Source organism: Burkholderia mycopellens, assembly GCF_964265025.1.
GTDB lineage: Bacteria > Pseudomonadota > Gammaproteobacteria > Burkholderiales > Burkholderiaceae > Burkholderia.
Genome location: NZ_OZ183803.1, coordinates 2,868,155 through 2,890,735, shown reverse-complemented (window position 1 = coordinate 2,890,735; position 22,581 = coordinate 2,868,155). Strand labels below are relative to the sequence as shown.

General features: G+C 64.7%; 27 protein-coding genes. 16 read left to right on the top strand and 11 right to left on the bottom strand.

All coding sequences use genetic code 11. The features are described from left to right. Nucleotides 1–76: 76 nt before the first annotated feature. Nucleotides 77–1,024 (bottom strand): LysR family transcriptional regulator, encoded by a 948-nt coding sequence (locus ACPTTC_RS31150; protein WP_423395262.1) that lies wholly within the window; start codon nucleotides 1,022–1,024, stop codon nucleotides 77–79. Nucleotides 1,025–1,249: 225 nt separating this feature from the next. Between ACPTTC_RS31150 and ACPTTC_RS31145 the strand changes: the two genes are divergently transcribed. Continuing rightward, nucleotides 1,250–2,275: a DUF1338 domain-containing protein gene (locus tag ACPTTC_RS31145; RefSeq protein ID WP_423395261.1), complete on the top strand. Its 1,026-nt coding sequence runs from the start codon at nucleotides 1,250–1,252 to the stop codon at nucleotides 2,273–2,275. 138 nt (nucleotides 2,276–2,413) lie between these two features. Here ACPTTC_RS31145 and ACPTTC_RS31140 read toward each other — a convergent pair whose 3' ends face one another. The 4 genes from ACPTTC_RS31140 to ACPTTC_RS31125 form a co-directional block, all read right to left on the bottom strand. After that, the gene (locus ACPTTC_RS31140; RefSeq protein WP_423395260.1) at nucleotides 2,414–3,922 is read right to left on the bottom strand and encodes a DKNYY domain-containing protein; all 1,509 of its coding nucleotides are present in this window, start codon (nucleotides 3,920–3,922) and stop codon (nucleotides 2,414–2,416) included. Between the two features lie 217 nt (nucleotides 3,923–4,139). Continuing rightward, the gene (locus ACPTTC_RS31135) at nucleotides 4,140–4,337 is read right to left on the bottom strand and encodes a CsbD family protein (protein WP_175864337.1); all 198 of its coding nucleotides are present in this window, start codon (nucleotides 4,335–4,337) and stop codon (nucleotides 4,140–4,142) included. Between the two features lie 59 nt (nucleotides 4,338–4,396). Beyond that, entirely contained in the window at nucleotides 4,397–4,747 is a 351-nt protein-coding gene (locus ACPTTC_RS31130) for a BON domain-containing protein (protein ID WP_175954506.1), read from the bottom strand. Between the two features lie 65 nt (nucleotides 4,748–4,812). Continuing rightward, nucleotides 4,813–4,977, bottom strand: coding sequence for a hypothetical protein (locus ACPTTC_RS31125; protein WP_423395259.1), 165 nt, complete (start codon nucleotides 4,975–4,977; stop codon nucleotides 4,813–4,815). A 369-nt stretch (nucleotides 4,978–5,346) separates the two neighbouring features. On the opposite strand from ACPTTC_RS31125, the gene ACPTTC_RS31120 reads away from it, so the two are divergent. The 4 genes from ACPTTC_RS31120 to ACPTTC_RS31105 all read left to right on the top strand — a co-directional run bounded on the left by ACPTTC_RS31120 (nucleotide 5,347) and on the right by ACPTTC_RS31105 (nucleotide 10,162). Further along, nucleotides 5,347–6,891, top strand: coding sequence for a PAS domain S-box protein (locus tag ACPTTC_RS31120; RefSeq protein WP_423395258.1), 1,545 nt, complete (start codon nucleotides 5,347–5,349; stop codon nucleotides 6,889–6,891). 140 nt (nucleotides 6,892–7,031) lie between these two features. Continuing rightward, nucleotides 7,032–7,223, top strand: coding sequence for a CsbD family protein (locus ACPTTC_RS31115; RefSeq protein WP_423395257.1), 192 nt, complete (start codon nucleotides 7,032–7,034; stop codon nucleotides 7,221–7,223). Nucleotides 7,224–7,644: 421 nt separating this feature from the next. Further along, a complete protein-coding gene (locus tag ACPTTC_RS31110; RefSeq protein WP_423395256.1) occupies nucleotides 7,645–8,796 on the top strand; it encodes a branched-chain amino acid ABC transporter substrate-binding protein in 1,152 nt (383 codons plus the stop codon). Nucleotides 8,797–8,989: 193 nt separating this feature from the next. Next, entirely contained in the window at nucleotides 8,990–10,162 is a 1,173-nt protein-coding gene (locus ACPTTC_RS31105; RefSeq protein ID WP_226199115.1) for an NAD(P)/FAD-dependent oxidoreductase, read from the top strand. 103 nt (nucleotides 10,163–10,265) lie between these two features. Here the strand turns inward: ACPTTC_RS31105 and ACPTTC_RS31100 are convergent, their stop codons facing one another. Continuing rightward, nucleotides 10,266–11,447 (bottom strand): serine hydrolase domain-containing protein, encoded by a 1,182-nt coding sequence (locus tag ACPTTC_RS31100; RefSeq protein ID WP_423395255.1) that lies wholly within the window; start codon nucleotides 11,445–11,447, stop codon nucleotides 10,266–10,268. Nucleotides 11,448–11,772: 325 nt separating this feature from the next. Between ACPTTC_RS31100 and ACPTTC_RS31095 the strand changes: the two genes are divergently transcribed. After that, nucleotides 11,773–12,900 (top strand): aminotransferase class V-fold PLP-dependent enzyme, encoded by a 1,128-nt coding sequence (locus tag ACPTTC_RS31095; protein WP_423395743.1) that lies wholly within the window; start codon nucleotides 11,773–11,775, stop codon nucleotides 12,898–12,900. Between the two features lie 365 nt (nucleotides 12,901–13,265). On the opposite strand, the gene ACPTTC_RS31090 is transcribed toward ACPTTC_RS31095, so the two are convergent. Then, entirely contained in the window at nucleotides 13,266–13,715 is a 450-nt protein-coding gene (locus ACPTTC_RS31090) for a hypothetical protein (protein WP_423395254.1), read from the bottom strand. Between the two features lie 501 nt (nucleotides 13,716–14,216). Here ACPTTC_RS31090 and ACPTTC_RS31085 point away from each other — a divergent pair. Next, complete coding sequence (locus ACPTTC_RS31085) at nucleotides 14,217–14,627, top strand: GNAT family N-acetyltransferase (RefSeq protein WP_423395253.1); 411 nt, start codon at nucleotides 14,217–14,219, stop codon at nucleotides 14,625–14,627. 98 nt (nucleotides 14,628–14,725) lie between these two features. Here the strand turns inward: ACPTTC_RS31085 and ACPTTC_RS31080 are convergent, their stop codons facing one another. Further along, complete coding sequence (locus tag ACPTTC_RS31080; protein ID WP_423395252.1) at nucleotides 14,726–15,274, bottom strand: 2'-5' RNA ligase family protein; 549 nt, start codon at nucleotides 15,272–15,274, stop codon at nucleotides 14,726–14,728. Between the two features lie 80 nt (nucleotides 15,275–15,354). Then, a complete protein-coding gene (locus ACPTTC_RS31075) occupies nucleotides 15,355–15,921 on the bottom strand; it encodes a nucleotidyltransferase family protein (protein ID WP_423395251.1) in 567 nt (188 codons plus the stop codon). 44 nt (nucleotides 15,922–15,965) lie between these two features. Between ACPTTC_RS31075 and ACPTTC_RS31070 the strand changes: the two genes are divergently transcribed. The 4 genes from ACPTTC_RS31070 to ACPTTC_RS31055 all read left to right on the top strand — a co-directional run bounded on the left by ACPTTC_RS31070 (nucleotide 15,966) and on the right by ACPTTC_RS31055 (nucleotide 17,522). After that, the gene (locus tag ACPTTC_RS31070) at nucleotides 15,966–16,091 is read left to right on the top strand and encodes a hypothetical protein (RefSeq protein WP_423395250.1); all 126 of its coding nucleotides are present in this window, start codon (nucleotides 15,966–15,968) and stop codon (nucleotides 16,089–16,091) included. Between the two features lie 105 nt (nucleotides 16,092–16,196). Next, a complete protein-coding gene (locus ACPTTC_RS31065; RefSeq protein WP_423395249.1) occupies nucleotides 16,197–16,571 on the top strand; it encodes a hypothetical protein in 375 nt (124 codons plus the stop codon). Nucleotides 16,572–16,583: 12 nt separating this feature from the next. Further along, entirely contained in the window at nucleotides 16,584–16,778 is a 195-nt protein-coding gene (locus ACPTTC_RS31060; RefSeq protein ID WP_423395248.1) for a tautomerase family protein, read from the top strand. A gap of 90 nt (nucleotides 16,779–16,868) precedes the next feature. Beyond that, complete coding sequence (locus tag ACPTTC_RS31055; RefSeq protein WP_423395247.1) at nucleotides 16,869–17,522, top strand: DUF998 domain-containing protein; 654 nt, start codon at nucleotides 16,869–16,871, stop codon at nucleotides 17,520–17,522. A gap of 105 nt (nucleotides 17,523–17,627) precedes the next feature. Here ACPTTC_RS31055 and ACPTTC_RS31050 read toward each other — a convergent pair whose 3' ends face one another. Next, nucleotides 17,628–18,212 (bottom strand): GNAT family N-acetyltransferase, encoded by a 585-nt coding sequence (locus ACPTTC_RS31050; RefSeq protein WP_423395246.1) that lies wholly within the window; start codon nucleotides 18,210–18,212, stop codon nucleotides 17,628–17,630. A 268-nt stretch (nucleotides 18,213–18,480) separates the two neighbouring features. Here ACPTTC_RS31050 and ACPTTC_RS31045 point away from each other — a divergent pair, with 268 nt between their 5' ends. Next, nucleotides 18,481–19,347 carry a helix-turn-helix domain-containing protein gene (locus ACPTTC_RS31045; protein WP_423395245.1) on the top strand — a complete coding sequence of 289 codons (867 nt, stop codon included), beginning with the start codon at nucleotides 18,481–18,483 and terminating at the stop codon, nucleotides 19,345–19,347. 87 nt (nucleotides 19,348–19,434) lie between these two features. Continuing rightward, nucleotides 19,435–20,349, top strand: a complete 915-nt coding sequence (locus ACPTTC_RS31040; protein WP_423395244.1) for an alpha/beta hydrolase — start codon at nucleotides 19,435–19,437, stop codon at nucleotides 20,347–20,349. Nucleotides 20,350–20,526: 177 nt separating this feature from the next. Here ACPTTC_RS31040 and ACPTTC_RS31035 read toward each other — a convergent pair whose 3' ends face one another. Continuing rightward, nucleotides 20,527–21,255 carry a hypothetical protein gene (locus tag ACPTTC_RS31035; RefSeq protein ID WP_423395243.1) on the bottom strand — a complete coding sequence of 243 codons (729 nt, stop codon included), beginning with the start codon at nucleotides 21,253–21,255 and terminating at the stop codon, nucleotides 20,527–20,529. Between the two features lie 203 nt (nucleotides 21,256–21,458). Between ACPTTC_RS31035 and ACPTTC_RS31030 the strand changes: the two genes are divergently transcribed. The 3 genes from ACPTTC_RS31030 to ACPTTC_RS31020 all read left to right on the top strand — a co-directional run bounded on the left by ACPTTC_RS31030 (nucleotide 21,459) and on the right by ACPTTC_RS31020 (nucleotide 22,564). After that, nucleotides 21,459–21,833, top strand: coding sequence for a VOC family protein (locus tag ACPTTC_RS31030; RefSeq protein WP_423395242.1), 375 nt, complete (start codon nucleotides 21,459–21,461; stop codon nucleotides 21,831–21,833). Between the two features lie 127 nt (nucleotides 21,834–21,960). After that, complete coding sequence (locus tag ACPTTC_RS31025; protein WP_423395241.1) at nucleotides 21,961–22,182, top strand: hypothetical protein; 222 nt, start codon at nucleotides 21,961–21,963, stop codon at nucleotides 22,180–22,182. A gap of 130 nt (nucleotides 22,183–22,312) precedes the next feature. Beyond that, nucleotides 22,313–22,564, top strand: coding sequence for a hypothetical protein (locus ACPTTC_RS31020; RefSeq protein WP_175965602.1), 252 nt, complete (start codon nucleotides 22,313–22,315; stop codon nucleotides 22,562–22,564). Nucleotides 22,565–22,581: the final 17 nt, after the last annotated feature.

Sequence of the window (22,581 nt, the reverse complement as noted above, 5' to 3'; positions counted from 1 at the left end):
CCGGCGAATCCCGATCGCGCGCCGGTCAGGCGTGACGTTTCCGGCGGCGTGCGCGGTACGGCCGCGCACGCCGGCTTCACTCGACGTCTTCATCGTCCTCTGTGTCCGCCGCGTCACCTTCTCCTTCCGGCGCCGCATACGCGCTCGCCTGCTCGAGCAACCAGCCGCGAAACAGCTCCAGCGGCTTGCTGTGGCTGAACTCCGTCGGATACACGAGGTAGTACGCGGAATCGCCGACCGTCGCCGCGTCGCACGGCACCATCAGCCCGAGCTGCTGCAACTGTTCCTCGACGAAGAATTTCGGCACGAGCGCGACGCCGAGCCCGGCCGCGGCCGCGCTGATCAGCATCGTGTGCAGCTCGTAGCGCACGCCCTGCATCGTGCGGATGTCCTCGACGCCGTGCGTCTCGAACCACTGCGCCCACGCGCCGGGGCGCGTCGTCGAATGCAGCAGCGGGTAGGCGAGCAGATCCTCGACGCTGCGCACGGGCCCGTCGAGCAGCGCCGGCGAGCAGATCGGCACGACTTCCTCGCCGAACAGGTAGTCGGACGACGTGCCGGGCCAGGTCGGCTTGCCGTAATGGATCGCGGCCTCGAAGTGGGTGTCCTCGAACGAGAACAGGTCGGTGCGGCTCCCCATGTTCACGCGCACGTCGGGCGTGCGGTCGTAGAAGCTCTTGATGCGCGGGATCAGCCAGTGCGACGCGAAGGTCGGCAGCACCGCCAGCTCCAGGTAGCCGCCGCCGCTGCCGTGCGCGATGATCGACAGCGTGTCGCGGTCGAGCGCCTCGAGCGCGCGCCGCACCTGCGTGCCGTACAGCTTGCCGGCGCGCGTCAGCACGACGCGCTGCTTCACGCGCGCGAACAGCCGCACGCCGAGGCTCGCCTCGAGCGTCGCGATCTGCCGCGATACCGCGCTTTCGGTCAGGAACAGCTCCTTGGCCGCGTGCGTGAAGCTTTCGTGGCGCGCGGCGGCTTCGAAAGCCACGAGCGCGCCCATGTTCGGAATCTTGAATTTGCGCATGATGTTCGTTTGTCTGACGATCAGGCCCGCGCGACACAAGGCGGGAGGCGGAGCAGCGGAGCGGCCGATAATTCCAAAAACTCATCACGTATCAATTTAATCTCGCTTTACGCCCGGCTGCAACCCTTTGAATAATGCTCCCCACGCAAGGCCGCGCGCCCGCTGGGCGGCCGGCCAACGAGTTGCCGGCACGTTTGCCGGCGGTCCCCCGAGACGAGAATCCTGATGCGCAATCCGAATATCGAGAGCTTGCTGACGAAGCTGCTGGGACAGGCGAAGACCGACGCCCTGTTCTCGACCCTGAACATGCCGGCCATCCTCGAAGAATGGGAGGACGGCGTCGTCACGCGCGCGGAAATCGCGCAGGCGATGAACATGGCGCTGTTCGAAGGGCTGCTCGAACGTTCGGCGAACGGCCGCGCGTATACGGCCGACGCGATCGAAAGCGGCGGCTCGGTCTATTTCGACCACGGCGCGCTGCGCACGGTGCGCTGGCCGCACACGGGCGCGCTACCGCCGGGCGAGGCCGCGTTCACGCGCATCCTGCGTCCGCTCGGCTTCCGCCTGAACGGCCGCTACCCGCTCGACAAGCTCGGCATGACGGGCCGCGCGTATGCGCATGAAGACGCACCGGACGAAATCGCGCAGTTCTTCGTCAGCGAGCTGCATCCGGAACGTTTCTCGAAGGAATTCCAGCAGGCCGTGACGAACGTGGTGAGCACGTCGCGCGATCCGCTGTCGCCGGCGGCCGTCGCGCTGCTGTGGGAAGTCGAGCGCGAAGGCTGGCTGCCGCTGGAGGCCGCGCACGCGCTGCTGCCGGAGATCGTCGGGGCGTTCGCGCGCCAGCACGACCTGCCGAGCGAACTCGACTACGAAACGCTGCTGCTCGAATCGGCGGAAATGGCGTGGATCTCGACCGAAGGCAACGCGTTCAACCATGCGACCGACCGCGTCGCCGACGTGTTCAAGCTGGCCGACGACGAGAAGGCGAAGGGCCGCCCGATGAAGCCGGAAGTCGAGCGTTCGCGCTCGGGCCGCGTGTTCCAGACCGCGTATCGCGCGGATATCGTCGAGCGCGAATTCCGCACGCGCGACGGCGGCACGGTGAAGCGCAACGTGCCGGGTTCGTTCTACGAGTTCATCACGCGCAAGCGCACGTTCGACCAGGCGGCGCGCCGCTGGGTGACCGACCTGCGTTTCGATGCCGGTAACGCGCAGGGCATCTTCAAGATGACGGCGAACGTGGCGTAGTAACGCAGGCGAAGGGGCCGGCGGTGCGTGCGGCGGCGTGATCGCCGGATTGGCGCCGGCGGGCCGCTGCCGATGGAAAGGACGACCGATCGGGCAGGGCGTGACCGCGTCCTGCCCGCTTGCGTTTGGCGGTGTGCGTCAGTCGCGCGGCGCCGTCGCGTCGCGCAAGGTCCGCGCGTCGTAGCGGCGGGCGCTGTCCGCCGCGGTCCCCGGTTCGACGACGCGGAACGTGGCCGGATCGGCGCCGTCGATCTCCACGAGGCTCACGTAGCCGACGATATACGCGTGCTTGCTGTCGCGCGCGAAATCGTCGTCGAGGAATTCGAGCGTCGGCAGGTGCACGCGCTTCGTCGAAACCGGCCGGCGGCCGAAGAACAGCTTGTCGCCGGCGCGCAGGAACGTCGGGTGCAGCACCTGGAGCGCGCTCGCCGGCACGTCGACCTGCAGCGGCTTGCCGTCGCAGAACAGGCGCTCGCCGTCCCACGCATAGCTGCCTTCGACCTGCAGCCGATCCGGGTCGATGCCTTTCTTGACGACGCCGAGATGAAACGCCCGCGTCGCGTCGCGCGCCCAGCCGCCGGACAGCACGCGGAACGCGGCCGGGTCGGCGCCGCGCAGCGGCTGCGGCTGGGAGGGCGTGAACGCGTAGAACACCGTGACGCCATCGGTGAAATAGTGCGGGCCGAGCACGCGCAGCGCATCGATCGGCTGGTCGGAGAAACGGGGCAGCTCGATCGGCATCTCGGCACCGGTTCGGTATGCCCAGTGAATGCCGTGTGCGTCGCCGCACAGCCAGTCGACCGCACCGAAATCGAACTGCGTCTCGCGCGCGGCGAAGGTCGCGGGATCGAAGCCCGTGAGCGTCGCGTCCCCGAAGCGCACCGTCGTGTCGGCCGCCGGCTGCTGCTGCCGATGCCACCAGTAGTCCCGCAGTTCGGGGCGCATCGTGAAGAAGCCGCGCCAGTCGTCGAACATGCGCGTCTCCTGCACCGTCTGCCGCTCGCCGGATTCGATCGGGCCGGCCCGGTCGGTGCATCGCAGGGTGCCGGCCTCGTCGGGCCCGCACAGGAAGCTCGCGCGATCGATGTCCTTCGGCCGGCCGTAGTAGTACACGCGATCGGCATCGGCGAAGTAGCCGCCCGGGAAGCCGATCGCGCTCGCGCCATGCGAGCCGTTGATGCGGCGGCCGTTCATGTAGATCGATTCGTCGTCGGTCGCGATGTACTCGTGCTCGCACCGCTTGAACGTCACGCCGCGGCCGTCGGTCGGCCGGCTCCAGGTTTCGTAGACGAGCGGCCGGAAGGCGTGCGGGCTGCGCGTGCGGATCGTCCTGCCGGTGATGTAGTACGCCTGCCGCGCATCGCGCGCGTAGCGCTGGTTCAGGATCTCGAAGGTCTCGAGATCGGCATCCTCGATCCGGTAGTAATACAGCCTCACCATCGCGCTGCCGAGTTGCCCTTGCACGATCACGTGTACGCCGTCGGTGAACCAGCGGCCGCCGATGCAGCGGAACGCGTGCGGCCGTTCGATCGGCAGCGGCCTGCCGTCCTTGCCCCACAGCGGCAGGCCGTCCGGGCTGCGGATCACGGTGTCGCCGGCGATCGCGTAGTCGGGATGGTTGGTGTCCTGCAGGGGCGGCTGGGGCATGGCGGATGGCGCGTGGGCGTCGTGGCGGTCGCCGTAGTATGCCGTGGAATACGGGCGGCGCGCGCCGGCGCCGCGCCGTCAGAAGATGTGCGTGATCAGATAGAACAGCACCAGCAGCCCGACCGGCACGCCGAGCAGCCAGGCGATCAGGTATTTGCCCATGTCGTTGTCCTGGTGGCCGCGACGCCGTGGGCGCCGCGGTGGTTGCGTTGTCGCGTTACAGCTCGCGGTCGAATTCCTTCAGCTGCTTCTCGGCCGCGTCGCGGGCGATCCCGTAACGCTCCTGGATCTTGCCGGCCAGATACTCGCGATTGCCGTCCGCGACGGCCAGGTCGTCGTCGGTCAGCTTGCCCCACTTGGCCTTCAGCTTGCCGGAGAGTTGCTTCCACTGGCCCTTGATCTTGTCCTCGTTCATCGTGTGCTCCTTGTCATGCAGGGATAAAGGAAGGCGCGGCGGCGTGCCGCGCCGGGAGGTCAGGCCTTTGCCTTCAGGCCGGATGCATCGACGTGCTTCACGCCTTTGACCGCGCGCGACACGGCGATCGCCTTCTTCACGGCGATCTTCGTCGGCAGCACGCCGGTCAGCGTGACGACGCCGTCGACCGTCGTCACGCTGATGTCGACGCTCTTCAGGCCGTCGACGGTGGCCAGCCGGCTCTTCACCTTGGTCGTGATCCACGTGTCGGTGACGGGCTGGTTCGATTCGGCCTTCATGCCGTTGTCGGTCGATGCGTCCTGCGCAACCGCGTTCGTGAGCGGCGCGGCGCCGAGCAGGAAAGCCGCGCTGACGGCGAGCAGCGTCGAAAGGTGGCGGGTCTTGTTCATGGATGGGTCCTCCTTCGGGAAAAGCGTGTCAAATCCAAATGAGCGATTGCGAGCCGTGTCGTCCGTCACCGGGCGATCGGCGTGTCGTAGCCGGGCTCGCGCGGCGGGGTGTCCGGGCGCGGCACGTCGGGCGGCAGCGGAACCGGCGGATCGGTGCCGGGCGGCGGTTCGGGCGGGCTGTCCGGAGGCGGTTCGGGCCGCGTCGGATCGGGTGTCTGATGCAGCATCATCGTGCTTCTCCTCTACGGTTCGGAAAGGCAGCGCATGAGCGCCGATGCAGTACCAGCGTACCCACGCGAACGGGCGCCGACATCGCGCAAATTCACCTGGTCGGCTAGTGCGTTTGCACGGGGTGTCGTCAAGGGGAGGCGCTGCGCGTGGTGGCGGGGACGCGCGGGAAGCCGGTACGGCGGATGTCTTGGGGATCGGCGAGGTGCCGCACGGAGGCGGCGCGGCGCGAATGTACTATGACGGATAGTGCATTCGCATCTGTCGCGCACCGGTGCGGCACGCGATCATCGCCACACGCGCCGGCCGGCGCGTGTCGGCGCAGCGGCAACCGGGCCGGCGGTCATGCAGACGACAGGGACAACCATTCGATGAACGAACAGGTAAACGAACAGGCGCTGAAGTCACATACCGACCGGCGCCAGCTGCACCAGATCATCGCGGGGCTCACCGAGGGCGTGATCCTGATCGAGCCCGACCAGCGGATCGTCTGGGCGAACGAAGCCGCGCTCGCGATGCATGGCGTGACCGAGCTGAAGGCGCTCGGCGCGACCGTTACCGATTACCGCGAGCGCTTCCGGCTGCGCTACCGGAACAACCACCCGGTGCGCGACGGCCACTATCCGATGGATCGCGTGATCGCGGGCGAGGAGTTCAGCGACGTGACGGTCGAAGTCGAATCGGCCGCCGACGAGACCGTGAGCTGGGTCCACCGCATCCGCAGTCTCGTGCTGACGAACGCGGCCGGCGAACCCGACTGCCTCGCGCTCGTGCTGCACGACGCGACGGAATGGGCGAGCGCCGAGGAGCGCTTCGAGCGCACCTTCAACGCGAACCCGGCGCCGGCCGTGATCTGCCGGCTCGCCGACCTGCGCTACGTGAAGGTCAACCAGGGCTTTCTCGACATGACCGGCTACGCGCGCGACGACGTGCTCGGCCGCTCGGTGTACGAGGTCGACGTGCTCGAACAGGCCGAGCGGCGCGAACTCGCGATCGAGCGGCTTGGCGAAGGCGCGACGATTCCGCAGATGGAGGCCGTGCTGAAGCGCGCGGACGGCAGCGCGAAGGCCGTGGTCGTCGCCGGGCAGCCGATCGACATGAACGACGAGGCCTGCATGCTGTTCACGTTCATGGATCTCGAGCCGCGCAAGCAGGCCGAGCGCGCGCTGCGGCAGAGCGAGGAACGCTTCGCGACGGCGTTCCGGATGGCGCCGGTCGCCACCGCGATCGTCACGGCCGAGCGCTTCGAATTGCTCGACGTGAACGACGCGTTCGCCACGATGACGGGCCACGCGCAGGACGACCTGCTCGGCAAGTCCGCTGACGAGATCGGGCTGTGGGCCGAACGCGGCGCGTGGCAGCGCATCGAAGGCCGGCTCGCGCGCGACGGCAACGTGCGCAACGCCGACGTGCAGATTCGCACGCGCGAAGGCGATGTGCGCGATTGCGTCGTGTCGGCCGACCCGGTCGCGATCCACGGGCGCGACTGCCTGCTCGTCGCGCTGCTCGACATCAGCGATCGCAAGCGCACGGAGATGGAGCTCGTCTACGCGATCGAAACGGCGATGCAGGATGCGTCATGGTTCAGCCGCACGCTGATCGAGAAGCTCGCGAACGTGCGGCGCGCGAATGCGCCGGATGCGGGCGCCCAACTGTCGGACCTGACCGCGCGCGAGCGCGACGTGTTCGACCTGCTGTGCCACGGCCTGGCCGACAAGGAAATCGCCGGCCGCCTCGGGCTCGCGCCGAACACCGTGCGCAATCACGTCGCGACGATCTACGCGAAGCTCGACGTGCACAGCCGCGGCGAGGCGATCGTGTGGGCGCGCGAACGCGGGATCGTCGGCGCGGCCGACGCGAATGGCGCGCGCGGCGAGAAGGGGGGCGAAAAGGGCGGCGAGAAGGGCAAGGACTGACGCCGTCGGTACGAATGCACCATGCGCGCTGGTGCATCCGCATCTGCCGCGCGCGGCGCCCGCTTGCGATCCTGTCCATTCGGCGGTGCGGCGCTGGCCGTCACATCGCCGGTGCTCCCCAACCATCGCAGGAGACGACCATGGACAGGAATCGCATCGAAGGCAGGCTCAAGCAGGTCAAGGGTTCGGTCAAGGAAGCGCTCGGCAAGGTGACGGGCGACCGCAAGGCGGAAGCGGAAGGCGTCGCCGAACAGCAGGCCGGCAGGATTCAGGAGCAGGCCGGCGAGGCGGCCGATGCGGTGCGCAAGCAGACGGGCACCGATCGGCACTGACCGATGACGCGGCGCCGCGGGCGCCGCGCTGGCCGGCCGGGCCGTCATCGCAATGGTGATGAGCCGCCGGCATGACCGCCGCCGGCCTTGATGGACGGGTGCCGGCGCGGCATCCCACGGCAACTGTCGACCCACCGCCCGCCATTGCGCGGGCCGCGGGCCGGCCACGAACGCGGAACTTGATGACAAATCCTCACAACATAGTTCCGAATTTTCGTTTGCTGCACGGGTATTGGCTATCCACAATCCATTCACCTCTTTCGCGATGAAAGGCTCTTCGGAGACGGAGCCGCGGCGATCGACCGGCCGGTTTGCGGGCATCGCATGACGCCCCGGCGGCGGACGAGATGACCGGCACGCGGGAGGTTGCCGACGCGCGGCAGTTGCGCGTTGCATCCCGGCCCCCAGAACAAGGATTGTCATGACGTTCCGCATTCGTTCGCTTTCCGGCGTCGCATTGACCGCCGCGATCCTCGCGCTCCAGACCGGCGCGGTTCATGCGCAGGAGACGGTCGTCAAGGTCGGCGTGGCCGGCCCGCTGACGGGCGGTGGCGCCGCGTACGGCAAGGACATCGAGAACGGCGTGCGCATGGCCGTCGACGAAGCGAATGCCGCGCATACGACGGTGGGCGGCAAGCCCGTGAAGTTCGTCGTCGCGTCGCAGGACGACCAGAGCGATCCGCGCACCGGCGTGCAGGCCGCGCAGCAGCTCGCGGACGCGCAGGTGGCCGTCGTGATCGGCCACTTCAATTCGGGCACGACGCTGCCCGCATCGAAGATCTACGCGAAGGCCGGCATTCCGATGATCACGCCGTCGGCGACCAATCCCGACATCACGCGCGCCGGTCTCGGCACCGTGTACCGCGTGATCGCAACCGACACGCAGAACGCCGGCAACGCAGGCGCCTATGCGGCGAGCGTGACCCGGGCGAAGCGCATCGCGATCATCGACGACCGCACCGCGTTCGGCCAGGGCGAAGCCGACGAATTCGAGAAGGCCGTGAAGGCGAACGGTGGCACGATCGTCGCGCGCGAATTCACGAACGACAAGGCGGTGGACTTCAGCGCGCAGCTCACGAAGATCAAGAGCACCCAGGCCGATCTGGTGTTCTTCGGCGGGCTTGACGCACAGGCCGCGATGCTCGTGAAGCGCATGCGCCAGCTCGGCATCCGCGCGCAGTTCCTCGCGGGCGGCGGCGTGATGAACGCGAACTTCATCAAGCTGGCCGGCAATGCGGCGGAAGGCGCGTCCGTGTGGGAATACGGGCAGCCGCTGTCGCGCCTCGCGAAGGGCAAGCAGTTCGAAACGAAATTCAAGCAGAAGTACGGCATCGACATGCTCGCGTATGCGCCGTTCGCGTACGACGCGACGTGGATCGCAATCAATGCGATGCAGAAGGCGAACTCGACGAAGCCGGCCGATTTCAACGGTGCGCTGAAGGGCACGCGCTACGACGGCATCACGGGCACGATCGCGTTCACGAACACGGGCGACCTGAAGAACCCGAGCTCGACGCTGTATGAGGTGAGGAACGCCGCGTGGCAGCCCGTCACGACGAAATCGGCGGATTGAATGCACCACGCGCGCGGACTTTCGCGGCGCTGCCGGACGTGCTGAAATGCCATCGGCGACCGGTTGCGCCCGCGGCGCACGCCGGTGTTGCAGCCGCACGAGCCTGCCCGCGCGACGCCGCGCGTGACGCGGCACGAACAACCCACGGGCGCGGCCGGCTGGCCGCGCCCAACATGTGCAACTGGAGTCAGTCGTGAGTTCTCAAGTCGTCATCGTCGGCGGTGGTGTGATCGGCAGCTCGATCGCCTATTTCCTGCGCGCCACCGATCCCACGGTATCCGTGACCGTCATCGAGCGCGACCCCACCTATGCGCGCTCGTCGTCGGCGTTGTCGGCCGCGTCGATTCGCCAGCAGTTCTCGACGCCGCTGTCGATCGAGATGTCGCTGTTCGGCATCGACTTCCTGCGCACGATCGGCGAACGGCTCGAAGTGGACGGCCACCGGCCGTCGATCGACCTGCACGAAGGCGGCTACCTGTTCCTCGCGACGCCGGCCGGCGATGCGACGCTGCGCGAGAACCATGCGTTGCAGACGAGCCTCGGCGCGGACATCCGGCTGATGGATCGCGATGCGCTGCGCGCGAAGTTTCCGTGGCTGAACGTCGACGATCTCGTGTCCGGCGCGTATGGCGTGAGCGGCGAAGGCTGGTTCGACGGCTACGGGCTCGTGCAGGCGCTGCGCAAGAAGGCGCAGGCGCTCGGCGCGCGTTATGTGGCGGCCGACGTGAAGTCGGTCGAGCGCGACGGACGCAAGATCACGCAGGTCGTGACGGGCGACGGCGAGCGTTATGCGTGCGACACGCTGGTCAACGCGGCCGGTGCGTGGACGCGCACGCTGTCGTCGATGATGGGCATCGACATTCCCGTGTATGCGCGGCGCCGCAGCATCTTCAACGTGTCGTCGCCGGCGAAGCTCACGGATTGCCCGCTGCTGATCGATCCGACCGGCGTGTATTTCCGGCCGGAAGGGCGCACGTATATCTGCGGGACGTCGCCGAGCCCGGATCGCGACCCGGACGACCTGCCGCTCGACGAAGTCGATCACGACCTGTTCGACGAGGTGATCTGGCCGACGCTCGCGAATCGCGTGCCGGAGTTCGAGGCATTGCGCGTGGAGAACTGCTGGTCCGGGTACTACGAGTACAACGTGTTCGACCACAACGCGATCATTGGGTATCACCCGGAACTCGACAACGTCGTGTTCGCGAACGGCTACAGTGGCCACGGGCTGCAGCAAGGGCCGGCGACGGGGCGCGGCGTCAGTGAACTCATTCTGGGCGGGCGTTACGACACGCTCGACCTGTCGACGCTCGGCTGGTCGCGCGTGCTGGAAAACCGGCCGATCGTCGAAAAGAACGTCGTGTAGCGCGGCGTAATCCGCCCGGTGTGGTGGGCGGGATTCTCCTTGTGTCTCGACTCATTGGCCCGACCGTGTCGGGCCTTTTTTGTTGCGCGTGTCGTGGCGCGTGTCAGCCTGCGCCGTAGACCGCGTCGCGCAGATCGAGCGTGTACTGGCCGTTCATTCCTTCGTAGAGCGTGTTCGACAGCGACACGACGGTGAGCCCGCGGGCGCGGTCGACGAACCACGAATGGCCGTAGACGCCGCCCCAGCGCCAGGTGCCCACGGACTCCGGCGACGCTGCCGCTTGCGGGTCGCGCAACACGGAAAACCCGATCCCGAAACCCGCGCCGGGCAGGTCGGGCAACTCGAGGTTGCCGGTGTGGACACGCCCCATCTCGTCGACCAGGTCGGCCGGCAGCAGCGTGCCGCCGCCCGCCCGTAGCGTGTCGAGCACATTCAGCACGTCGCCGGCGGTGCCGACCATCCCGGCGCCGCCCGACGCGAACGCTCCCGGGTCGAGCGCGCGCGACGGCGAGTACGTCACGCCGACGGTTCCTTCGAAGATGGGCACGGTTTCGCCCTCGGCAAGCCGGTGCGGCTGCGGCGTGTCATTGACGTAGGGCGTCGCGAGCCGCGCGGCGTCGCGTGCGACGAATCCCGTGTCGCGAATGCCGAGCGGGCGGAGCACCAGCGCATCGATTGCAGCGGCGAGCGGCAGCCCGCTGACGGCCTCGATTACAGCGCCGACCACGTCGATGGAGATCGAATAGTTCCAGCCGGTGCCGGGTGCGTACTGCAACGGCACGCTTGCGATCCTGCGCATGTTTTCGGCGAGCGTGATCGATGCGCCATCGAGCCCGTCGGAGACGTCCGCTCGTGCATACGCGCACATCGCGTCGGCTTCCGCGTAGCGATAGCCGAGGCCGGCGGTGTGCGTGAGCAGGTGACGCACCCGGATCACCGGCACGCTGCCGTCACGCAGTGCCGGACGGAACTCGGGAAGCCAGCGCGTGACGTCGTCGTCGAGCGACAGCTTGTGCTGTGCAACGAGCGCCATGGTGGCCGCCGAGACGATCGGCTTCGTCACCGACGCGAGCCTGAACAGCGTGTCCTCCTGCATCGGCGTGCGCGCTTCGCGGTCGGCGAACCCGGCTGCGCGGCGATAGACGAGTTCGCCGTCGCGTGCGATCAGGACGACCACACCGACGAGGCGTTGCGTTTCGAGTTGGCGGGACAGTACCGCATCGACGCGTTCGGTGAGTGCGGGATCGGCCGACGGCTGCCGTGATGATGCTCGGTTGGGGATCATCGAAGACTCTGTCGTGAAGGGGGGAGCCGACATGGTAGGCGGCACGCGGCGAAAGTGCCATTTGTCCATACATGGAACAGGGCTTCGAGGGCTTCGTGCGCTGCAACGGTCGGCGTGGACGGCCACGGGGCGGGCGGTTCAGCCGCGGGGCGCCCACGTCGGGCATGCGCCGGGAGGCCGACAAAATATGCGCCAAGCGGTGCGCGGTGTTCGTTAGAATCTGCTTTCGTCGAGACAATAACGCAATTGCATGGGTGCAGCGCGGTATCGCATGACGGACACTGCTTGCCCAGATTCCATCGTTCATCTTTCACCGGAGGCGAGCATGCCAGGATTACTTCCCGATGTTGACCGCGAGGGGCTCCTCGAATATTCGGTGGTGTACACCGATCGCTCGGTCAACCATATGTCGCAGCGCTTTCAGGGCGTCATGCGCGACATCTCCGGCACGCTGAAGAAAGTCTACAACGCGAAGTCCGTCGTGATCGTCCCCGGCAGCGGGACGTTCGGCATGGAAGCCGTCGCGCGGCAGTTCGCAACGAACAGGAAGTGCCTGGTCATCCGCAATGGCTGGTTCAGCTTCCGCTGGTCGCAGATCTTCGACATGGGCAGCATTCCGTCCGAAACGACGGTGCTGAAGGCGCGCCCGGTCGAAGCGGGACGGCAGGCCGCGTATGCGCCGGCCCCGATCGACGAAGTGGTCGCGGCGATCAAGGAACACAAGCCGGATCTGGTCTTTGCGCCGCACGTCGAAACCGCGTCCGGGATGATGCTGCCCGACGGGTATCTGCGCGCGGTGTCGGATGCCGTGCATGCGGTCGGCGGCATGTTCGTGCTGGATTGCATCGCGTCCGGCACGGTGTGGGTCGACATGCAGGCGAGCGGCGTCGATATCCTGATCAGCGCGCCGCAGAAAGGCTGGAGCGCGTCGCCGTGCTGCGCGATGGTCATGCTCGGCGCGCTGGCCCGCGAACGCATCGATGGCACGACCAGCACCAGCTTCGCGTGCGATCTGCGCAAGTGGCTGCAGATCATGGAAGCCTATGAGGGCGGCGGGTTCGCGTACCACGCGACGATGCCGACGGACAGCCTCACGACGCTTCGGGATGTGATGAAGGAAACCGAGGCGTATGGCTTCGACAAGGTGAAAGAGGAGCAACTCGAGCTGGGCAAGCGCATTCGTGCGCTGCTGGCTGAAAAGGGATTCCGGAGCGTGGCGGCGGAAGGGTTCGAGGCACCGGGCGTCGTGGTCAGCTATACGGACGACGACGGGATTCGAACCGGGAAGAAGTTCGCCGACGTTGGCTTGCAGATCGCGGCTGGCGTTCCGTTGCAATGTGACGAGGGGGAGGATTTCAAGACCTTCCGCCTGGGGTTGTTCGGTCTCGACAAGCTGCATGATGTCGATGGGGCGGTTGCGCGGTTTGCGGACGCGCTGGATCGGATTCTCTAGGTCGACCGCGAAGCCCCGGCGCCGAGGGCGAGCGCCGCGTCGTGCGCCAATGGCGCACGGGGACTACACGCTAGTCGCGCTCGCTTACGAATACGGGGTTCCCCTGTCGAGCGTCAAGCGCGCAGTCTATCCCGCAGAAGAGCGTGCTCAGCCGGCGCGCATTCCGTACCAAACAGTTGTGCAGAGAGGGGACGGGGAGCATGCGACACCGCTTGCGCTCCCCGTCCCCGGTGATACTCGCTACTCGGTCCGGCAGGCCGCGCGGAGCCGTGCGACAACCGCCACGATCCGCGCCCAGGCAGTCGCTCTACGTTGCCTTATTTACGGCCGGACACTTCTGACGCCTGGCGCCCATCGCCGAGCAATTAACCGATGTTTTCTCCTTGAGTAATCTGGCCAAGAATGCCATCGTCAATGCTCTTGACCTTCTTGGGATCAAAATAGAAATTATCGAATGTGGCTTGGTCCGGAATCAAGCGCTTCACGCCATTGGTCACCAACCAAATCGATGAAGACGACTTTGCGCCCCGGTAGAGTCCGGCTTCGTTGGTCAGCGGAATGCTGGCAGGGATTTGGTCGATCAGATAATCGCTTTGCTTGACGCCGCTCCAGGACGGGAACAAATTTTCGTATGTAATCGAATCCGGAATCGCCTGGCGTAAACCATTGATAACGAGGTAGATGACAGGGCTGATGCTCGATTTGATGCGCTGTCCGTCGTATTGAAACGGATTGCTGCCGATCAAGCCTTCTTTCGCTTCCTTTTCGGGGACGGTGACGACGTCTTTTTCGGAGTATGCGACTTGCGTGCTCATGTTTATCTCCAGCTTTCTATTGGTTGATTGGTGACCCAATTAAAGAATGAAAACAACCGGCCTTGTCATGATTGGGTTGCCGATTGACTCAAGGTGAATCGATTCGGCAGCTTGATTCTATATGTGTGCTATCCGAACGCAAGATGAAAATCGTCATATGTTAATTCTCCTTGATTAATTTGTTATTAATATTCGTGGTTGGTTGTAATAATTTACATTCCTGGTGTAATTATTTCGTTCGGGTAATCTATTGGGTAAATTATGTAGAGTGCTGCGCATTCATCGATTAAGGGGTGAATCAGGTTTTTGTAACCTGTAGGACGAGCACGATGTCCGACCTCGACACGCTGCCCGTTCCATGATGGTGGGCAGGTATGCCCCCGGCCTGCCGCGTCGCCAGCTTCATTGCCTGGTTCGACGCACGCGCTCGGGTTTTGTGTTTGCTGTACCCGTGCGCCGCGAGATCGATCTCGATCGACACGGCCAACCTGAAGGGTTCGCATGGAATACGTTGTTCGACAGGAAGTCCCGTCGGTATCCGACTACATCGACATTCGTCTTGCCGCGGGGTTGAGCAGGAAGTCGGAGCGGGCCGCGACGATCGGGTTGAAGAATGGTCTGTTCAGTGTCGTAGCGTATTGCGACGGCGTCCCGGTCGGAATTGGCCGGGTTATCGGCGACGGCGGCTGCTTCTTCGAAATCGTCGATATCGCGGTATTGCCGGCTCACCAGAAGAAAGGCGTGGGCGACCTGATCATGCGAGCACTCATGGGCTACATTCACGAGCATGCGCCGCCGACCGCCTATGTCAGCCTGATGGCGGATCACGGGACACCGAAGTTCTACGAGCGCTACGGGTTTCAACCGTCGCTGTTGCCCGAGAAGGCGGGGATGTTCCTGCGGATTACGTAATGTGCGGGATGCGTGAGTCGCGATGCGGGCCTGGGGCGGAATTCGTTGTCCTGCACGAGCCGTTCGCTCCGGACGAGCCAGACGCCCGGCACGGTAGTTCAACTATCGAGACCGGACTGTGGCGCCTTGATCTTCGGAAGATCAATGACATGCATCCGCTTCCAGCGACCAGACGAATTTTCCAATAGCGCCACGGAGTTGCAGCACGTTCGAATCGCCTGCCGGGCAGACAGCCGACGTTCGAGCTCAACGGCAGCAAAACGTGCTGTCGCAGCGTCCCCGTGCGCGACAGTCAAATGTGGAACGACGCCATCGTGTGCACCGCCGTAAGGGCGGAACCTGGGGAATCGCTCGACCAGCGCAGTTGTCAAGGCGATGAACGGGGCTGGCGGATCGGGCGAAAGGTAGGTGGTAACCGCGAACCGCCCGACCTTCGTCAACGAAAACTCGAACGACTGCACAACACTCAGTGCGCTTTCCGCCTGATGAAGTACATCGGGTGTAATTTCGTCAGGCGGCATGAAAGGAAACAGAACGGTGATATGCGCCGGAACGCCCAAGTTGCAGTTAGCATCAAACCGGCTCCGGAGGTCCGCTACCGCTGATTCGGCCGCGGCAACCTCAACGACGAACGCTGTTGTGAACACTCGGGAAATCCTTTCGCGTCTATTGACGGTTTATGGGCGACTTATGTCGGCAACCCATCCCTTCACAGCCGGTGGCTTTTCTAAGCGATGACGGTAACTCGGGGCCAGCGGTCCGTGTATTTTTTCTGCTCGATTCGCCGATGGTAGGTATCAATGCTGACGCGCGCTGGATTGCGTCGTACGACCATGGAAAAGAGGTCGTCGAGTCCGTATGGTGCGCAGACTTCAATCGTCCCGTCCCTGAGCAAAGTCAGTCCTACCGCCGTCGCGTATTCCGGCCACGATGCAACGGCTTCGGCCAGTGAACGGAGGGGGAGCACTGGGTGCCCAAATGTGCTCTCGAACCAAAGATGAACAGCGGCCTGATTCGTGACCTCCCACGGAATGTCGGGACGCTGCGCCGTGAGGCCGCGCCGGATTTCCGCATCGCGCGTCGGCGACAAATCGGACGGGTCGAAGTAGGCCACATCGACGTCAGCGGATCGTGTCGGAGCCGCATATCCGTGAAGCGAGTCCCAGACCAGATTGCGAATGGCCCCAGCGCCGATACACCAGGACTCGAGGCCCATGGTACGTACCGCGGACAGCGCAGACATACACCAGGATGATTGTCGTGCTATTTCAACCAGTCTTTCATGGGGGTTCATCGTGGATTGACCTGCCCTGAACGAACGGGACAGGAGAGATTGTCATGGAATCCGGCCGCGTCGTCGAGCGGCCGGCATCGGGCAGCGGATTCAACCGGGCGGCTGGCATCGGGGCGGTGTCGGCCCGGTTGAATCCGCCACCCGAAGCGGTCACCCAAACGCCTCTCTAACTGCCAGTCATGGGATGGCTTTCGTCCGAACGACGCTATAGTAGCCGGCAGGGCGTCGCCATTCGATCGCCTCGTTCCTGAGGAAGAATACGTATGCGGCAGCACATGATCGACGCCATTGCCGATGCCTGGAATATCCGGCCGACTTCTGTCCTGAAGCCGGCGGGCAGTCCGGTTTGCGGTGCTCGCCGGTTGTGCCGCTCACGCCCGGGCGATCGCGCCTACGAGACGCCTTTGCTGGCCAACACTCACGTCATCTTGCTGAGGCTGCATTCGTTCAGTGGCGAGTGCCTGCTCGACGGTCGCGACTTCTTCACCGGCAAGGTGCCCACCCATCGCCTGCGCGTGCCGCCTTCCGGACACGCCATCGCGCGCGATATCTCGCGTGACGCGCTTCAGGCGCTGGGCACACCGGCTGTCTCGCGGTCACGGCATACTGCCGCACGCCCCCCATATTCCCCTTCATTCCGGCCATGCTAAGGAGAGACATCGATGCCCGTGATTCGCGTTGAGATGTCGTCAGGGCACACGCGCTCCAAAAAACAGGAGGTGACCGATGCGATTACCCAAGCCATGATGACGCACCGCGGATCCACACTCGAAAGCATCCACGACGCGTTCCGGGACGTGCCGGTTTCGGCGTGGGCTATCGGCGGGAAGTTCCTTGCGCCGCCAAGCGAGGCTTGAGTTTCCCTGACCGGCGCTGAACGGCACCGGTCCATGATTCGATGGGAGGGAGCACCCTATCCCACGAGCGTTGACTTATCGAGAGTTGAAATGACAGCAGTTCGTTTGCAATCCCGCTGGACCCGTTTCGGTTATGTCTCAGGCATGTTGGCACCGCTCTGGCTGGCGATGGGGGTGACCCTCGTCGCGCACTTCTACCCTGGCTACAGTCACATCAGGCAAGCGATGAGCGAGCTCGGTGCCGTTGGCGCTCCCACGCATCAGTGGTCACCGTTCATCAACAACTTCCCCTTGGCATTCTGGTTTGTTGCCTTCGGATGCGCCGTATGGCAAACCTTTCCGGAGAGTCGACTCGCCCGGACGAGCGCCGTCTTGCTGGTCGTTCACGGCTTGGCGAATGTCGTGACGGGAACATGGAGCTGCGACGTCGGCTGCCGGCTCGACGCCGCTTCGTCATCCCAACGGATCCACAATCTGGCCGGCCTCGTCATGGCGTTGTCGTTGCTGGGGGCCAATGTCCTGTGGACGGTGTTGGGAAAGCGCGTGCTCGGTCTGGGGTGGCTCAGTGCGCTTTCGGCCGTCACGACGCTCGTCTGCCTCGCGACGTTGCCGCTGATGGTTCAGGCCGCAGGGACTGGCGGTCCCTTCGGGTTGTATCAGCGCATCAACTACGGCGTGTCGATCGCGTGGGTCGGCGTTCTGGCTGCGACACTGTACTCGCGCTGTACACGACGGAACGCTTGAAATACTTCATCGGTTGCGGTGTACCAATTGCCGGCCGGCGAGGAGGCTTTGTGTAGCCACACCCGGATTGGTCGATCGGTTCCATCGAGTGAGCCTCCCGGTTCGTCAAGTTGCGCGAACGACCGCTCCTGGCCGTATACCCACGAAAGCCCTCATCGTTTCCGACTCCGAGCAATCCTTCCATCTTGCCGTTGACGGGCAAGACAGATGATGCGAGCCACGCGAGCGAGCGCTACCGCACAGGCAATACAAGACATCGGGACAACCTTCCTCGTTCCTGCTTCCATCGCTGTATGCAATCGCAACGAACCCATGCCGTTCATAAAACGCGGCAGCATCGCGATTCATCTGGAACGTATGGAGCTGGAGCCTGCCGACCGTCTGCGACTTCACTGATTCCAGGAGGGAAGAACCAATCCCGCGTCGCTTGAATTCGGGGCATACATACAACTGGTCAAGCCACGCCACGCCGTCGGCGATGACGTGTGCGGCCATGCCGACGATGCGCTGATCGTTCACGGCAATGGTAACGTTGCCCGAAGGCACGATGATGTTGGCAACCCAATCGCGGACGGCGGCTTCGGAATGCGCGAGCGGCGCGTAGGATGCCAGCGTGTTGCGCGACCGTAGATAGACTTCGGCTACCTCCGCGGCATCAGCCGCAATCGCTCGACGCAAGATCAAGGGCATGTTTCTCCCGCTCCGAAATCTTCAAAAGGTGCTCAACGATAGCAGCACGGAACAGAACTTCCAAGATCGCGCACGCTGCGCCGAAACCGGCGAGACCGGAAGTTCAACGGGGCGTATCGAGTGCACGGTACAGCGATTCGACAGCGCGATCTCGTGACCGATTCGCTGCTTCATTCCACGATCCCCGGGATCCGACATTCTCGTATCATCTGTCCGATTCGCCGGGACCGCATGACCTGGCGATTCCGCACAAACGAGAGGACGAGCGATGAAGGTCGAAGGGCGCGGCCACGGCAACGCGATCGAGCAAAACACGGCGGCAGAGCCGAAGCGTGACGGTATCGCACGCGTGACGAAGAGCACCGACCCGCGCGACTACCAGCATGCACCCGGTATCGCCGCCGTCATGCCGAAAGCCTTCCCCGATGGTTTCGTCGTCCCGGAGCATCGGCATCGACGCGCACAACTCGTCTACACCACGACGGGCATCGCCGAAGTCATCGCGTGCCAGTCGCTCTGGATGATCCCGCCGCATCGCGCACTGTGGATTCCGCCCGACCTGCCGCACGCGATGCGCGCACACGGGCCGCTCGAATTGCGCACCGCCTACGTCGACCCGCGCGCATACCGATCGGCAACCCCGAATCAGCCGCGCCTCGTCAACGTGTCGCCGCTGCTTCGTGAGTTGATCGTGCGCGCGTCGTCGTTCCCGGTCGAGATCCATCCCGACGGACGCGACGATCTCGTCATCCAACTGATGCTGGCCGAAATCGAGTGGTCTGCCGAGCAGCCCCTGCGGCTGCCGTCCGGCCAGGACCGGCGTCTTGCCCGCGTCTGCGACGCGATTCTGGCGAATCCGGCCGACCCGCGAACGCTGGCGGAATGGGCCGATGAAGTCGGTGCGTCGAGCCGGACACTGGCCCGGCTTTTCACTGCCGAAACCGGGCTGTCGTTCAGCCAGTGGCGCCAGCAGGCCCGGATTTCGGCCGCGCGTCCGCTGCTGGCGTCGGGGCGCTCGGTGATCGCCGTCGCGGCCGAACTCGGCTACGAAACCGCGAGCGCCTTCTCGACCGTGTTTCGCCGGTTTGCCGGCATGACGCCCAGCGCTTACGCGAAACTGTCCGATTCCGCGTAGCACACGTCTTTCCAGCAAACGCAGGGCGTGGCGCCCACGCTTATCGTGTCGGTCATCGAACCCACTGACCGAACGAGGTAAGCCGACATGACACGACACGACATCGAATTCCTGTCCGAAGCCGCCACGCTGCGAGGCTGGTACTACGAGCCGGCGCAGCGCATCGCCGATACGGCAACGTATCCGGCCATCGTGATGGCGCACGGTTTCTCCGGCGTGAAGGAACAATATCTCGACCGCTACGCCGAGGTGTTCGCCGCCAGCGGTTTCGGCGTGCTGCTCTACGATCACCGGAATTTCGGCGCGAGCGACGGGTACCCGCGTCAGGAGATCGACCCGGTGCAACAGAAGCGCGGCTATCGCGACGCGATCAGCTATCTGCTTACCCGCCCGGACGTCGACGCCGCGCGCATCGGCATCTGGGGCACCAGTTACAGCGGCGGCCACGTGCTCGAAGTCGCGGCGATCGACCGGCGTGTCAAATGCGTGGTGTCGCAGGTGCCGACGATCAGCGGCTATCAGTCGGCATTGCGCCGTACGCGTTCCGATCTGGTGCCGGCGATGCTGGCTCGTTTCGCTGAAGATCGCAGGCAGCGATTCGCCGGCGGCCCGCCGGCGATGTTGCCGGCAGTCAGTGCCGATCCCGCGACAGCCTGTGCGATGGCCGGTGCGGATGCGTACCGGTTCTTCACCGAGTCGGCGGCGCGGTGTGCGCCGAACTGGAAAAACGAAGTGACGCTGCGCAGCGCCGAGCTGTCGCGCGAGAACGAGCCGGGCCAGTATGTCGATCGCATCTCGCCCACGCCGTTGCTGATGATCGTGGCCGACCAGGATCTGCTGACGCCCACCGACCTGTGCCTCAAGGCATGGGAGAACGCGCTGGAGCCGAAGCGCTTGCTCTTGCTCCAGGGCGGACATTTCACGCCGTATATCGAGCACTTCGATGCAACCAGCCAGGCGGCGGTGGAATGGTTCACGCTGCATCTGTCTGGCGCGCGTTGATCGGGCTCATTGCAGGGCGTGCGTGCGGCATCCAGGGCTTACGCGAATGGCAACGCCGCTGGCTTTGACGGCGACTGCGTATGCAGGGCAAATGGAAGGCTGAAGCGCGCCGGCGTCGCTTCCCCAGCCTGAAGCGACGCCGGCGAACGACGCGCGGAGCCAAGTCGTTACGCGGGCTTACGGACGATGCGTCACCACTTGACCGTACACGACAGCGACCGAGGCTTCGTCATATGGAGTAATAGCTGTAATTTGGCCTGAAATTTTCTTTCGGGCGGCTCGGGCTAGACTGGCCTCGCCTTGATACCCCCCCAAGGTGTTGTTGTGTTCTCGGTTGGGCCCGCGCTTTCCGGTGCGGGCCAATTTTTCGGGCGGGCGCCACCGGCGGCCGAACGATCGCCGACCGGATGCACATGGGAGGAAACCTAACGTGACAGTACGCCCGACAGTCCGCGATGCCGGTTCGCTCGTGCGGATCGCCGCGTTGAGCGCGGCGGCGGCCGCCGCGATGGTGTCCGCCATGCCGCCGGCGTTCGCGCAAGCCAGCGAACCGGTGACCAGCAGCGTGTTCGTGCACCGGTCGTACGATACGGGCAATAGCGCGATCAACGACAACTTCCAGTACATCGCGCATCCGCCGATACGGCCGGTCGCCGCGAGCGCGCCGCCGGTCGCGCGTGGCGCGCACCGCGGCCGCCGCGGACAGACGGGTACCACGAATACAGCCGGCGCAACGGGCGGCGGGTCGAACAGCGCGGCCATTCCTTTGCCGACCATGCCGGCGGACGGGTCATCCGGCACGCCGGTTTCGCAGTAGTCGTTTCTTTCCGAATCCTTCCAGGCAAGCCTGTCGATCGACGATCGGTTGCAACACCGTGCCCGGTAGTCGGCCATCGCCAGGATCATGATGACGTCAGGTAGCACGGTGTGACCGCTCGATGAGGGGTGAGCGGGATCTCTCCTTGTGTCTCGCTCGTTGGCCCGACTGTGTCGGGCTTTTTTTGTTCGGTCGCGAGCGGGTGTGCCGGCGACGGCTACGTGTGGCAACATCGCGGTGATTTCCACATTCCAACCGGGTGTCGGCAGACCCATCTATCCGAGGGGGAGTCATGTTTGACCATGTCAAATTCGGCGTGAGCGACTTTGCAGCCAGCAAGGCGTTTTTCCTGAGCGCACTGGAACCGCTTGGCGTCGTGGTGCAGGGGGAGGGCGAGCCTTCGTACGGCATCGAGATTTCTCCGCCGGGCAAGCCTTCGTTGTGCCTGTTCCAGACGACGGAGAAACCGGCGCATCTTCACATCGCGTTCGTGGCCGACAACCGGCAGCAAGTCGAGGCGTTCTATCGCGCGGCGCTGGAGGCCGGCGGGAAGGACAACGGCGCGCCGGGGCTGCGGCCGCATTACCACGCGAACTACTACGCGGCGTTCGTCATCGGGCCGGATGGGCACAATATCGAGGTGGTGTGTCATCAGGCTGAGGGGTGATTCCCTGTCGAGCAACATGGGGAGGCGAGGCCGCTTGCGACGTCACGCGTTGATGGTCGGCGGTCGGCCGATGCCTTCGAAGCGATGAGCGAATACATGCCGCACCCGAGCAACGGAGCCTTTTGGGATGAGTGACATCGCCATCGATATCCCCTTTCCAGTCATCGTGATTCTCATGGGGTCCATCTACTGGCCCGTGACACTTTGCGTCGGTGCTGTCGGGTTATATGTCGGTGTGACTCGTCTGCGTGGTATCGGGCGCGTTGTGTGCATCGTCATCGCGCTCTTGTTCATTGTTGATGCGGGCGCGGGGATTTATGAGTCCCTTCGGCAGGGTTTGAATACTTGATGCGAGTGTATCGAGCGAACAGTCTCACCCTCTGTCGCGCGTCCCGTGCGAGCGGCTCCCGGGTCGGCGAATTCTGCATCATGCCAGGAGCGGCGATGATGGGCCGTAGACATTTCAGCGGAGAAATTCGATGACGTATGGGTTCCAGGTGGCTTCGGATGTCCGCCGCGACGGTTTGGGCATCGAGCTGATCGACGCAGACGGTAATGTGCTGGCCGAGGTGTTCAGGTGCGACGCCGACAATTCCCTGACCGTTTCGTTGTTTCAAGCAGGACTTCCGTTTCCACAAGTCGAAAAGCTGGTGCTGATGGCGCAGGAATCGCTGGGCTCGTTTGAAGACGGAACGCCGCTGCCGGTTCGCGTTGAACGTAACGGCGAATAGTCCAGGCGCCCCGTCGG